Source organism: Halalkalibaculum sp. DA384, assembly GCF_043951955.1.
Classification (GTDB): Bacteria; Bacteroidota; Rhodothermia; order Balneolales; family Balneolaceae; genus JAMQKA01.
In genome coordinates this window covers 92,863-106,278 of the sequence record NZ_JBINJE010000012.1, presented here as the reverse complement: position 1 = coordinate 106,278, position 13,416 = coordinate 92,863, and the positions used below count along the sequence as shown (strand labels likewise).

The window sequence follows — 13,416 nt, the reverse complement described above, 5'->3', positions numbered from 1 at the left end:
TAAAAATGAAGAATTGGTGGATTGCTCAGTTCCAATTTTTAATTCTTCATTCTTCATTTTTAATTAAGTTCGATTCCGAGTTTCTGATGGAACTCTTTGAGTGTTTCCAGTACGTTTGATTTTCGGTGGATAAAAGCCTCGATACCCGCTTCCATGTAGGATTCAATCCGCTCCCCGGGATCGCCGGCCAGTACTGCTATCGGTTGTTTGTCAAGAGATTGAAGCTGTTTGCACAGTGGCTCAACCAGTTCGGTGTATTCCTGGTCGGAGCTGCACAGAACCACGATATCCGGCTGCTGCTCCTTAACTGCTGTTATAGCTTCCTCAATATTTTCGTAACCCAGCGGATCCTCAATATCGTAGCCTGCGCAGCCGAAGAAGTTGGCGGCGAATGTGGAGCGGGCCTTGCGCATTTTGCGGTCACCGAGCGGCAGCATCAGCACTGTCGGGGTTTCAGGATATCGCTCTGTAGTTAGCCGCAGCCTTTCAAACGGTTCCGTGCCGCGGTAGGGCTGAATGGCCCGGAACAGCTGCTTGCCGTGATCGAACAGGCCCGGAATAACATCGCCCAGCTGTGAGCCGGCCTCAAACTGGTCCGCCAGCGAATCCACAATCCGTCGCTCGTCAATCTCCACATCGCGATCCGACTCCTTCAGGGAAACGGCCCGGTATTCGGAATCAAACTTATCGGCCATTCTATCATCCGGGTTGGGATACTGGTTGATGCCCACAAAAATGCGTCCCCGTTCGGCAATGGCACGGTTTCGTTTTTCCACAGAACCCCGGATCACGGTAGCAATAGTACCATGTTTAAGAGCTTTGAAAATACCGCCCTGCTTTTCGATCTCCTGGAACTGTTGCCAGGCTGCAGCTGCAATCTTGTCGGTCAGCATTTCAATATAGTAGGAGCCCGCCCCGGGATCATACACCTGGTCAAGATAGGCTTCCTCCTTGAAGATGATCTGGGAATTCCGGGCAATACGATCACCGAACTCATCCGGCTGCTGGTAGCTCAAATTAAAGGGATTGATGGTGAGCGAATCGCACCCTGCGATGGCGGCCGACATCCCCTCAGTGCTGGTTCGCAGCATATTCGTATGGGGATCGTAAACCGGTTTGTTCCAGCGAGAAGTTTCCCCGTGGATGTATGCTTGTGACGATTTTTCTTCGTCAGGCTTATAAGCTTCTACTACTTTTTCCCAAAGGACTCGGGCGGCACGGAACTTGGCTATCTCCAAAAAATAGTTGCTGCCTATGGGAAGCCTAAAGTGAATGCGAGAAGCGATGGCATCCACCGGGCAATCCTGTTCAGAGAGTTTGGCCAGGTACTCGCTGCCGGTTGCCAGTGCCAGTGCCAGCTCTTCCGTGATGGTCGCCCCGGCCTCGTGCCAGGTTCGCCCGTCAATTCCAAGGCAGCGTACGCCCGGCAGATTTTGATCACAAAATGAGACCATCTGGGCCGCTTCATCAAGCAATCGCCCTTCCGGCTTGGGCAGCTGACCGTGGATGGCGATGTAGGAATAGGGATCGTACAAAAATGTAGCCTGTACGGAATCCGGATGTACATTGCGTTGCTTCAGTTCATTGTGGAGCAACGCCATAAGCACAGGCGTGCCAAGGCCTGAATCAAAATGGAGGGTCACATCTTCCAAGGCAACCTTGTTCAACAATTCCCGGAAATCTTTTTGGCTTTGGATGGCTGTTCCCTGCAGGTCGCCCCCCAGACCGCCCTCGGTGCGCCGCACATGAAATTGGAATTGCAGTGCCTCAGCACCGCGCTCGATGGCATTGCGGGCGGTTTCATTGGCCCGGGTGACATCCTGCCCAAAAATGGGCTGGCAGATCTGCCACTCGTTTTTCTCTTTGTCGGGCGGGGGCACGGGACGTGTATGCTCGAGTTCATCCATATCCTCGCGCCGGTAAAAAGGCAGGGCGTTGATACCTTCACCGGTTTCCCATTTCAGTTTCTGCCGGTAGTCGGCGCCTTTAAGATCTTCTTCAATTACTTTTTCCCACTCTTCCCTTGAGACGGGCGGAAACTCCTCAAAGAGTGATTGCCCGGTATCGATCTCCTTATTTCCCATAATCACCTGTGATTTTTATGAAAGATAAACAGTCACATTCTAAGATAATAACAGCAGTTTTTGGGGATTGATTCATATTAAGTTGTCAACTCAGCAGGAAAATGAATATCATTCTTCCGGTTTTGTTCAAAATAAAATAGGGAAACTCACCACATTTTAATCATCTATTTATGGACCAGGTTAAACAAGAGATGATGCCACTTACCAATCTCACCGAAGATGAACGCATGCTGAAAGAGGCCGCCGCTGACTTTGCCCGGGCCTCCATCAAGCCCAAAGTGGAGCAGATGGACGAACAGGCCAAGCTGGATCCCGACCTGATGCAGGAATTTTTTGAGATGGGCCTGATGGGGATCGAAATTCCCGAGCAGTACGGGGGCGCCGGCGGCAGCTTCTTCATGTCTATCCTGGCGATTGAGGAGATCTCCAAAGTGGATGCCTCGGCCGCCGTGTTCATGGATGTGCAAAATACGCTGGTCAACAACGCCTTTCTGCGCTGGGGTAGCGAGCAGATCAATGAGCGATATCTTCCCCGCCTGGCTACCGAGAAGGTCGGCGCCTACTGTCTTTCGGAGGCGGAATCCGGCAGCGACGCTTTTGCCATGAAGACTACTGCCAAGGAGCAGGGCGACCACTACCTGCTAAACGGTGCCAAGATGTGGATCACCAATGCGGCGGAGGCAGACATTTTCATCGTTTTTGCCACGCTTAATCCCGAGGCGGGCTACAAGGGGATCACCGCTTTTGTGGTGGAACGGGATTTTGACGGATTTTCTGTTTCAAATAAAGAAAACAAGCTGGGCATCCGTGCCAGCTCAACCTGCGAGGTGCTGCTGGAGGACTGCAAAGTGCCTAAAGAGAACATCCTGGGCGAACCGGGCAAAGGCTATAAAGTGGCCATGGAGGTGCTGAATGAAGGCCGCATCGGCATCGGGGCGCAGATGGTGGGCATCGCGCAGGGCGCCCTGGATGCCGCGCTGGACTACACGCAACAGCGAAAGCAGTTTGGACAGGCGGTATCTGAGTTTCAGGGGGTCCGCTTCCAGCTGGCAAAGATGGCCACCGATATTGAGACGGCGCGGCTGCTGGTCTACAACGCCGCCCGCATCAAGGAGCAGGACCAGGATTTTACCAAACAGGCGGCGATGGCCAAGTACCACTCTTCGGAGGTGGCTGAACGAGTCTCTTCACTGGCTATAGATCTTTTTGGTGGGTATGGGTATGTAAAGGAGTACCCGGTGGAGAAGTTTTACCGGGATGCGAAAATTGGGAAAATTTACGAGGGGACCTCAAACATGCAGCTCAATACCATTGCCAAACTGCTGATCAAATAATGAGGTCTGGAAGTTTCATTCCATCCTGTTCCCGCTGTTGATGTACTGAAGGCGCCCCGCCTTTTTCGCCATGGAACGAAATTCATTGCCAAAAAATTAGTTTGTATGGAATGATTTGATTTGGTATTACTGTTCCTTCCGCTTGAACCCGAAATAGAGAACAAACGATCGAACAATGGCGTCGAACTGGCAAGAAAAGATTAAGAACCTTGGAAAAGACAAAGAATCCCAAAAGCAGCTGGAAGAGCTGTTTAAAGAACTGGAGAGCGAGAAAGAGCGGTATAAAACCGATCTTAATCTGCTGGAGTCGGCGATCAAGAATGACTACGACTCGATCCTGATCACAGAACTGAACCTGGATGAACCCGGTCCCCGTATTGTGTACGTGAACGAGGATTTCACCAGGATGACAGGGTACAGCCGGGAGGAAGCGATCGGCCAGACCCCCCGCATCCTGCAGGGGCCGAAGACCGACCGAAAGGTGCTCGATAAACTGAAGCAGCGCCTTAAGGCGGGCAAGTCATTTTTCGGGCAGGCGGTCAACTACCGGAAGGATGGATCCGAATTTGTAAATCAGTGGGATATTCACCCGCTTACCGACGCGGCGGGCAATATAACACACTGGGTCTCGTACCAGCACGACATCACCGAGCGGAAACGAGCCGAGGAGGTACTCCTGGATACCCAGCGTGAGTTTGACGAGCTTCGGGAGGCTTCACACAAAACAGTCCTGGACGTGGATTTGCAGGGAAACATCGTGATGGCGAACAAATCGTTTCGAGAGCTGGTCGGATACAGCAAGGATGAACTCAAGCAGATAAAGGTGTGGGACCTGTTTCCCCAAAAATATCGCGATTCTCTCAAAAGCCGGTTTGACCAGGGAGCGGATGAAGAGCGGTTTGGCGGCCGACATTTCAAGGGCATTATCCGCCACAAGACCGGGGTCCCGATACAGATAGAGGGGGATACGAGGCTCCTGGATCTGAAGGACGGGACGCTGATCCGGGCTGAAATTCTCAATGTCACCATGCAGAAGCGGATTATGGAAACCTTGAAGCGCCGGAATCAGGAGTTTGATCGGCTCATGAGACAGGCGTCGGAATTCACATATCGGCTGCAGCTGATGAATGGCGAACCGATCTTTGAAGCTGTTTCCGAAGAGTTTCCGGTCTTTACCGGTATTTCGGCCGAGTTGGTACGGCAAGAGGGGGGATACAAAGAGTTTATCCACCAGGAGGACCTGGAAAAGGTCCGGAAGCACTATCAAAACGTGTTGAAAGGGAAAAGTTGTACCTGCAACTACCGGATTCACACCTCCGAAGATGAGTATGTGGAGATCATCGATTATGCCAAGCCGGAGTGGGACAACAGCCGTCAGTCGGTCGTTTGCGTGTGTGGAGCTGTAAGCCTGAAGCCTCAAACCGAACCGGCCGTTTAGTCTTGCATCAGCCTGGATTTTTCACCAAGAAATTTGTTCTTCAGCGAGGCAAAGGGGAAATGGCCGTGCAGACGTACTGTTGTACGATGAGCAGGTGATGTTCCCTTTAACGCAGTTGAAGGACAGACCCTTTACACCCTGTCAAGTAAAAAGGCCGTAAAATATGAGGTAAGATACTGCCTGCCATCAGGATACATGACTTTTGCATGCATTATCGTGAGAAATACGGGCTAAACATCGATCAGAATTCTTCTTATCTTGTAAGGAAACAAAATGATCTGTGGATATTTATATTTATGTCTGATATTCAGGAAATACAGCAAGAAATTATAAACGAGTTTCAGGCGCTCAGCGACTGGACCGAGCGATACAAGTATATCATTGAACTGGGTCGTCAGCTCTCCCCTCTTGATGAAGAATATAAAATTGAAGAAAACCTGGTGCGCGGATGCCAGTCTCAGGTATGGCTGCATACCCACCTCGATGACGGCATGGTAATATTTGAGGCTGACAGTGATGCCGCAATTACCAAGGGGCTGGTTGCACTGATGGTCCGTTTCTACTCTGGCCAGGATCCGGACACGATTATATCCACAAAACCCGCATTTATCCAAAAAATCGGGATGGAGAAGCATCTGTCTCCCACAAGATCCAACGGCCTGGCATCGATGGTAAAACAGATGAAAATTTACGCCATGGCATACAAAACCAAGCTTGACCAGCAGGCCGCGAATTAAACCAAATCATCTACAAAACACAATAGCGCGAAGTCGTTGGTTCGCAGGGCAATAGCAACATGCAGCCCAAGGAAAATATTAAGATGCCTTAAATAAGTTTGCGCGGTTTCTTTTTCTTTGTTATTTCTCCCTGTGCATAAAATGAACAACGAACAGGCGATGGGTACTCTATCTGCAATTAAGAAATATGCGCTGGGGCTCGACCTCAGGGAAAACCGGCGGGATGTCATCAGCAAAAGCAGTTTGATCGTCTTGAACTCGGTTTCCTTTTTTTTGGCCGGGGTCAGTATCGTGTTTTTGATCGCCTTCCACCTCAACCGGTCGGTATCCCTCTCCTGGTTTTTTCTATGCGAGGCGGTCGCGTTTACGCTTATCCCGATTCTGGCCAGGCAGGGATATGAAAACAGCTCTAAGCTGCTGCTGATTATTTATGTGGACGTGGCGATAGTCATCCTGAGCTCGGTGTTTGGCACCAACATGCTTATCCAAACCTTTTTTATTCCCGCCAGCGGTCTCTCCATCCTGCTTTTTGACAAGGATAAAAATGTGCTGCGCAATGCCGGTATCGGTTTTTCCATACTTTCCTATTTTGTGCTGGACTACATCATTTTTGACCAGATCTACTTTACATCCGAGGGATACTGGCTCATTAAATGGAGCGTGCTTTCGGCAGCTTTCATCTCCACTTGGATGATCTTTAATTCATTTTCCGAATCGAAAGAGCGGGCCGAGGAGCAGACCCGGCAGCTGCTGGAAGAGCAGAAAGAGCTCAATGCCGAGCTCAACAAAAAGAAAAAGGAGCTGGAGGAGAACCTGGCCGAGCTGGAAAAGGCAAAAGCCAGTGTGGAGGAGGGATCGAAAGCGAAATCGGAGTTTCTCTCCACGATGAGCCATGAAATACGAACGCCGATGAACGCGATTATCGGAATGACAAACCTGCTGGCCAAGGACAATCCCCGGGAAGATCAACTTGAGCAGATCGAAATTCTGGACTTCTCTGCCAAGACGCTTTTGGCACTGATTGATGACATCCTGGATTTTTCCAAAATCGAATCCGGGAAAATTGAACTTGAGCATGCCGAATTTGATCTTCGGCGGCTGGTGCACGAGGTCATCGAAAGCTTCAAGTTTACCGCCGGAAAGAAAGATATTGTGTTAAAAGCGGACGTTGATGAGGATATCCCCGACCTGATATGCGGTGATTCGGCCCGGATGACACAAATCCTAAACAACCTGACAAGCAATGCGGTCAAGTTCACCGAGCAGGGAGCGGTTGAGATCCGGGTGAAATGCAGGGAGCAATATGAAGACCGGGTTCGCGTACAATTGCAGGTCTCTGACACCGGCGTGGGCATCGCACGCGAGAAGCAGGCCGACATTTTTGAGAGTTTTACCCAGGAGCGAACCGATACCACGCGGGTTTTCGGGGGAACCGGCCTGGGTCTTTCGATTACCCAGAAGCTGGTAGAGCTGCAGGGAGGCACCATAGATATCGAGAGCAGAAAGGGGGAAGGAAGCACCTTTTACGTTGACCTGGAGTTCGAGATCGCCGATGAAAAGGAGGGAGAGACGAATGGACTGACTTCAACATTCCAGCGCGTCAACAGTCTTGAGGGTGTCAAAGCCCTGGTGGTGGAGGATAACCCGATTAATCAGAAAGTGATGAAGCGGTTCCTGGATCGCTGGGAGATGGAAATTTCTGTGGCCGGGGATGGAGAGGAGTGTCTGAGGGAGATCAAAAATAACAATTATCACATTGTGTTAATGGATCTGCAGATGCCCAACATGGATGGATATGAGGCAACGCGGCAGATCCGGATGCTGGATGAGGTGCACAAACGTTCGGTGCCGATAATTGCATTGACGGCTGCGGCACTCAAGGAGGTAAAGGAGAAGGTATTTGCCGCCGGCATGAACGATTTTATAACGAAACCGTTCAACCCGAACGAATTGAAAAGCAAGTTGGAGCAGCACGTTCTGAACGAGGATGGAAATTACCTGTAAGAAGGCTTTGAAAAACCAAGAGCTTTGGTCAAGATCAAAAATGACGATATTGGGCCAAAACAGCGGTTTTGCAAAGCTCTCTGTAAGTAAAGACTTTCCCCAGAGAAAAATTTGAAGTAGGGCCTGCTCGTATCTCCCTCGTACAAGATACGGGCAGACAATAACCTGGCACCGGTTGGGGAATCGCTGGCTGTGGTGACGCCAAAACGAAGCGCAATGCCGCCCGCCACAGGGGGCATAAACGTGAAAACGCTTGCCTGCAGGCGGCGTTCGCATAACCCCAATCCCACGTACGATATTCTTTCACCGCTCTGGCAGCGTTGCGTATGCCATGTCTCCAAAAAAATAAAAAGCACCATGAGGGCCATGGTGCTCAAAAATATTACTATTGATTCTAATCGAGGAGAATCACCTCCTGAGCCTGTAGCCCCTTGTCACCTTCAGCTACAGTAAACTCGACTTGCTGACCTTCCTCAAGCTTTTTATATCCCTCCATATTGATTTCACTGTAATGTACGAAGATATCTTCTCCTTCTTCTCGGGAAATAAATCCGTATCCTTTACTGTTGTGAAACCACTTGACGGTTCCAACTTCTCTATCTGCCATAATAAATACTCCAAATTTAACTTCTTTACTACTGTTCAAACGTCTTCTTTGGGAGTAAATATGGTAAAATTCCCCCAACAGACGTCTTAGTATAAAATATTTTTTGGGGATTCCCTACTTTTTATGAATCAGAGCGTTAATTTTTTGGGAATGCAGTACCGGAGATGCTATGTTATTCGCTGAAATAGTTATTGAAACATGAATTTCCCGATGAAAGAATGCCGCCCCTACTTTTTTGATGATGACGGAACTATACCCAATAATCCGAGTCTGCCGCTGCTGGTGTATCCCGGCGTCTTGGAGTCTGCGGAAGGGGATCCCGGGGCCGTAAAGAGGCTGCTTGGCCGGCACAAGTGGAAGGGCGCCTGGGTCAACGGCATCTATTCATATCCCCACTATCACAGTACGGCGCACGAGGTTCTGGTGGTAACCGGGGGATCGGCTGAGGTGCAGTTTGGTGGGACGCAGGGAGAACAGATGCAGCTTGGGGCGGGAGACGCCGTGGTGATTCCCGCCGGAGTTGGTCATTGCAGGATCAGCAGTTCTCCGGGTTTCCAGGTCGTGGGAGCCTATCCCGAGGGGCAGTCGTGGGACCTGTGTACCGGCAGGTCCGGGGAGCGGTCCCGCATTCTGAAAAATATACGATCGGTCCCCTTGCCGGAACGGGACCCCCTTTCGGGCGAACGGGAACCGTTGCTGGGATATTGGGAATAGCCTGTTCCCTTTTTGGACTTCCCAATCAGCTTCCCCTGTTCATTTTTGTACATTAAAAATGAACGCCCCGTTTAGCCCGGATTTCTCGCCAAGAAATCCGGGTTAGCCTAGCAAGTTCCTGGTAGATCGTGAGTTAGCATCTGTCTGAGGATGCCGTGGTTCCCGTGCGAAATGTAGGGCAGCCCGATCCACAGCTTTGATGCGACATCGCATTTGCCCCGCGATAAGAGAACGCCAGGTTTTACTACCTGGTCAGCCGGCTGAAAAACAGGCGGACCCGTGACGAAAAGGCGCACATCGCCAGGAGCGTCCCCACCAGCGTGGTTATCACTGCCCAGAAAAGGATCGTAGTCATGGGAGTGCCGTTGTCGATAAGCCAGCCCATCATGAAGGGACTCAGTGCAGAACTGAAGACCATGAGGGCGGAAAACATGCTGCGTACGGTGCCCACCGTTTTCGTTCCGTAGAGCTCTGCCCACAAGGCCGATTTTATGGCACCGCCCATCCCCATTGTAGCCCCGAGCAGCGCCATATAGACAAAGGCCGACCACGAACCGGGATGGTAGAATGCAAATACAAATCCGGCGGCCATCGGCAGCATGTAATAGGGAAAGATGGTACGGGCCTTGAACAGGTCGATTAGCGGCCCCACTCCAAGTGACGATAAAATACGGGCGACCGCAAACATCACGAAGGCGGAAGCGATGAGGGTGGCGGTCCACCCCAGGGATTCGGCCACCGATACCTGGTAGAGGAAAAAGCCGGTAGCCCAGAACGGGGGCAGCAGTACAGCGGGAAAGAGAAAATAGAAGCGATAGTCGCTGAGGATCCGCATGTAGGAGTAGTCGGCGTCGGAGTTTTGAGAGACAGTCTGGTTGTCTTCCTCGAGTTCGCCCTCCTCCTTGCGAAGGATGATATGGATAAACGGGATCATGATGCACGCGATAATCAGCAGAATTGTAGCCCAGGTCATCCGCCAGTGGAACACCGTGAGCAGGGCGGTAACCCCCAGCGGCAGAATCGCTTCCCCGATGGGATAGCCAAGGTTGGAGATACTGAGCGCCTTGCCGCGCTGATGGTCATAAAATTTGGCCATTGCGGTTTGGGCTGTATGGCTGCTCAATCCCTGTCCGGCCAGGCGCAGCAGCAGTAACCCCACAAACAACAGTCCCACGTGCCACGAGATCGCCACCATAAATGAGGCGATTACCAACCCGACCGCCACGCAGGTGCTGTATAGGCGGAGTGGAATATGATCAATCCACTTGCCGAGCCAGGGAAGTACGGCAGCGCTGGTAAGGGTGGCGGCCGAATAGAGCGAGCCAAATCCGGCATTGGAAAGCTGAAACTCCTGCAGGAAATAGGGAACAAACAGGGAGATCAAAAAGGTTTGTCCAAAACTGGAAAAAAAGGTGAATGAGAGTCCAAATGACAGCAGCCGCCGTTCTTTGAGGACAAATGTGAGGTAACTCATTATGTTGTGTAAAACGGGATTGTGTATATATTTAACGATCTTTCAACAAGCCGCAAAGATACGGTTAAATGCGTTAAACATAAAGGAATCCACCACTACTTAATATTGTCTTAATATCCGGAATGTCGATTTCAAAAAACGGTACACCTTGATATGTTAACCTGTTATTCAGGTCTGGAGATGGTTTTAATAAGTCGGTTTTAGAATATTTGATTGATCAGGTCAGCAAAGCCGGAGCGAATTCGAAACCACAGTTAACATTCCATAAGTGAGTATTTAGCATCCGCAGAAATACCGGAATTGATCAAAAGAACGGTTTTGCAAAGGCTTCAATTTGCCTTCCAGCCATCTCTTAAACCGAGCTGATTGCAGTTTAATTTGCTATCTTCAGAGTATCCGAGATATACATTAAATTCTTGCATGCAGAACTCAAAACAGCCTGACACCATCCATTCTCCAGCAAAACCCGATACCTGTATCCTTTGCCACGGCTCCAACTTGCGACTTTTCTACCAGGATGTTACCGAGCAGTACCGCTCCGATTACTATCAGTGCGATACCTGCCGCCTTATCTTTGCCCCTGAACGCCACCGGCCGACTCCACAGGAGGAGCTCGAACGCTACGACCAGCATAACAATGATCCCGAAGATGAGCGGTACCGCGCGTTTCTCGGCCGGCTGTTCAATCCGCTGATCAGGCTGCTCGGGAAAAACAGCAAGGGACTGGATTTTGGCTCGGGACCGGGACCAACCCTGAACATCATGTTTGAGGAGCAGGGACATACAATGCGCATCTACGATCCCTTTTATGCCGATGATCCCTCCGTGTTTGGCGAGACCTATGATTTTATTACCTCAACCGAGGTGGCTGAACACCTGCATGCCCCCCGGCATGAGTTCGACCGGCTGTGGAACTGCCTTCGCCCCGGCGGATACCTGGGAATTATGACCAAGCTGGCCGAAGATGACAACGAGCACTTCGCCGACTGGCATTACCGGCTGGATAATACCCACGTCACCTTTTACACGAAGCAGACGTTCCGCTGGCTGGCCCGGCAGTGGAACGCCACACTCGACTTTTACGAGAACAATGTGATGATTTTCCAAAAAAGTTCGTAAAATTCGGGCTGGACTATTGTTTCCAATACATGGAAATCACCTGTTGACCACCTCCCGGGGCTGTTATATACTGATAACAAAGAGACGGGCGAAAAAAACGCGACCGAAATTGAGACCTATCGGGAAAACGCACCCCGGAGATACTGCATAGAACAGGGTGCGGGACGACTCTAAAACAGGATTGAGAACATCGCGGGCCGCACAGGTCCCTGGAAAACCGACATACAGACGACAGGCTTTTATGATGCTTGATTTGGCAGAGTATAAATCAATATTTGAAATATTACCAGTCCCCTCGCTCGTTCTCGCTCCCTCGGGAGGTGACGCCCGGGTTGCGGCCGCAAATGAAGCGTACCTTGATGTAACACGTCTGGACAGGTCGCAGGTGCTCAACAAGGATCTCCTGGCGGACCTGGTTCCGCTCCTGGCAGTCGAAAGTGAATCCCTGAAATCCCTGTTAGCAGTATCCATTGCACAGGTAAAGAAGAGGGCTGAAGCTCATCATACCGATATTGAACTGTGTCGGATCGCCGACTCCTCAGGCTCCCGAGAGTGTTTTTGGCAGTTCACGCACACTCCTGTCATGAATGAAGCAGGCGAAATAAGATATCTGATCCATACGCTTGAGGACATGACCGACCAGTTTACCGAAAGGGAAAAACAGGAGAGGAAGACCCGGAAAGTGCGGACAAGAAGTGAACTGCAGGGAGAGAATGAAGACCTGGAAATGCGCATCGCCCGGAAAATGGCGCAATATGAGGCCGCCAGTGAAGAACTTAACGACTTTATCTACTCGGTCTCGCACGACCTGCGGGCCCCGCTTCGCCGCATTGACGGATTCAGCCAGGAGCTGGTCAATGAATACCTTGACCAGCTGGATGAGACGGGCGCCCACTACCTGAAAAGGGTCCGGCAGGGCGCGCAGGATATGGGCAACCTGATTGATGACCTGCTGAAACTTTCCCGTATCTCGCGGCGCGAACCTGAGTTTGAAGAGGTTGATATTTCCAGGCTTGCAAAAACAGTATTCGATGATTTAATTGAATTGAAACGGGATAACGGGATAGATCTGCAGGTCGAAAAGGATTTACGGGTTGAGGCGGACCGCGGACTGGTAAAAGCGATGCTCACGAATCTGCTTTCGAATGCGATCAAGTTCAGCTCCGGGGAGGAACAGCCGATGATACAAATCGGGACAACCACCCGTGATACAAAGAAGGTATTTTTTATTAAAGACAACGGCGTTGGTTTTGACCCCCGCTACTCTGACAAGCTGTTCAAGGCGTTTGACCGCCTCCACAGCCAGAAAGAGTTCGAAGGCTCGGGCATCGGGCTGGCAACGGTAAAACGTATTATAAATCTGCACGGCGGCGAGATCTGGGCTGACAGCACGCCCGGCGAGGGAGCCACCTTCTATTTTAATTTCAGAACAGAAACATAGTTATGGCAGGAGACGAAAACTATATTTTGCTGGTTGAAGACAATCCCGATGACGTGGAGCTGACCATGCTCGCGTTCAGGAAGAATAACTTTGCCAATGATATAGCCGTGGTGGAGGACGGCCAGGAGGCGATCGATTTTCTGCTGGGTGACGGTCCGGGCGGGGTGGCAGAGCGGGGCTACCCGGAGCTGATCCTGCTTGACCTGAAGCTCCCGAAGCTGAATGGGCACGAAGTGCTGAAGCGGGTAAAGGCAGAGCCTGCCACCAGGCGCATTCCTGTCGTCATCCTGACCTCCTCGCAGGAGGAAGAGGATATTATCAGGGGCTACGACCTGGGCGCCAACAGTTATGTGCGCAAGCCGGTGGACTACAAGGATTTTGTGGAGGTGGTGAACAACATGGGAATTTATTGGCTGGCGATAAATAAGAGCTCTTTCTGAAAAGGGCGCGCTATTAAAGCAAGA

Annotated in this window: 11 protein-coding genes; 8 read left to right on the top strand and 3 right to left on the bottom strand. The window is 50.9% G+C overall.

Going from position 1 to position 13,416, the window contains the following annotated elements:
* Nucleotides 1–59 precede the first annotated feature (59 nt).
* Nucleotides 60–2,084, bottom strand: a complete 2,025-nt coding sequence (locus tag ACG2E4_RS09075; protein WP_395276339.1) for a methylmalonyl-CoA mutase family protein — start codon at nt 2,082–2,084, stop codon at nt 60–62.
* Between the two features lie 170 nt (nt 2,085–2,254).
* Between ACG2E4_RS09075 and ACG2E4_RS09070 the strand changes: the two genes are divergently transcribed.
* From ACG2E4_RS09070 to ACG2E4_RS09055, 4 genes are all read left to right on the top strand, one after another.
* Entirely contained in the window at nt 2,255–3,418 is a 1,164-nt protein-coding gene (locus ACG2E4_RS09070; protein WP_395261359.1) for an acyl-CoA dehydrogenase, read from the top strand.
* A 175-nt stretch (nt 3,419–3,593) separates the two neighbouring features.
* Nucleotides 3,594–4,856 carry a PAS domain S-box protein gene (locus tag ACG2E4_RS09065; protein WP_395276338.1) on the top strand — a complete coding sequence of 421 codons (1,263 nt, stop codon included), beginning with the start codon at nt 3,594–3,596 and terminating at the stop codon, nt 4,854–4,856.
* A gap of 296 nt (nt 4,857–5,152) precedes the next feature.
* Nucleotides 5,153–5,593 carry a SufE family protein gene (locus ACG2E4_RS09060; protein WP_395261357.1) on the top strand — a complete coding sequence of 147 codons (441 nt, stop codon included), beginning with the start codon at nt 5,153–5,155 and terminating at the stop codon, nt 5,591–5,593.
* A 159-nt stretch (nt 5,594–5,752) separates the two neighbouring features.
* The gene (locus ACG2E4_RS09055) at nt 5,753–7,597 is read left to right on the top strand and encodes a response regulator (RefSeq protein WP_395276337.1); all 1,845 of its coding nucleotides are present in this window, start codon (nt 5,753–5,755) and stop codon (nt 7,595–7,597) included.
* 394 nt (nt 7,598–7,991) lie between these two features.
* Here the strand turns inward: ACG2E4_RS09055 and ACG2E4_RS09050 are convergent, their stop codons facing one another.
* Nucleotides 7,992–8,204, bottom strand: a complete 213-nt coding sequence (locus ACG2E4_RS09050) for a cold-shock protein (protein ID WP_310686388.1) — start codon at nt 8,202–8,204, stop codon at nt 7,992–7,994.
* Nucleotides 8,205–8,414: 210 nt separating this feature from the next.
* Between ACG2E4_RS09050 and ACG2E4_RS09045 the strand changes: the two genes are divergently transcribed.
* Nucleotides 8,415–8,918 carry a cupin domain-containing protein gene (locus tag ACG2E4_RS09045; RefSeq protein WP_395276336.1) on the top strand — a complete coding sequence of 168 codons (504 nt, stop codon included), beginning with the start codon at nt 8,415–8,417 and terminating at the stop codon, nt 8,916–8,918.
* 244 nt (nt 8,919–9,162) lie between these two features.
* On the opposite strand, the gene ACG2E4_RS09040 is transcribed toward ACG2E4_RS09045, so the two are convergent.
* Nucleotides 9,163–10,392, bottom strand: coding sequence for an MFS transporter (locus tag ACG2E4_RS09040; protein ID WP_395276335.1), 1,230 nt, complete (start codon nt 10,390–10,392; stop codon nt 9,163–9,165).
* 420 nt (nt 10,393–10,812) lie between these two features.
* On the opposite strand from ACG2E4_RS09040, the gene ACG2E4_RS09035 reads away from it, so the two are divergent.
* The 3 genes from ACG2E4_RS09035 to ACG2E4_RS09025 all read left to right on the top strand — a co-directional run bounded on the left by ACG2E4_RS09035 (nt 10,813) and on the right by ACG2E4_RS09025 (nt 13,392).
* A complete protein-coding gene (locus ACG2E4_RS09035) occupies nt 10,813–11,511 on the top strand; it encodes a class I SAM-dependent methyltransferase (RefSeq protein WP_395276334.1) in 699 nt (232 codons plus the stop codon).
* Between the two features lie 241 nt (nt 11,512–11,752).
* A complete protein-coding gene (locus ACG2E4_RS09030; protein ID WP_395276333.1) occupies nt 11,753–12,952 on the top strand; it encodes an ATP-binding protein in 1,200 nt (399 codons plus the stop codon).
* A gap of 2 nt (nt 12,953–12,954) precedes the next feature.
* On the top strand, nt 12,955–13,392 hold the full coding sequence (locus tag ACG2E4_RS09025) for a response regulator (protein WP_395276331.1): 438 nt from the start codon (nt 12,955–12,957) through the stop codon (nt 13,390–13,392).
* Nucleotides 13,393–13,416 lie beyond the last annotated feature (24 nt).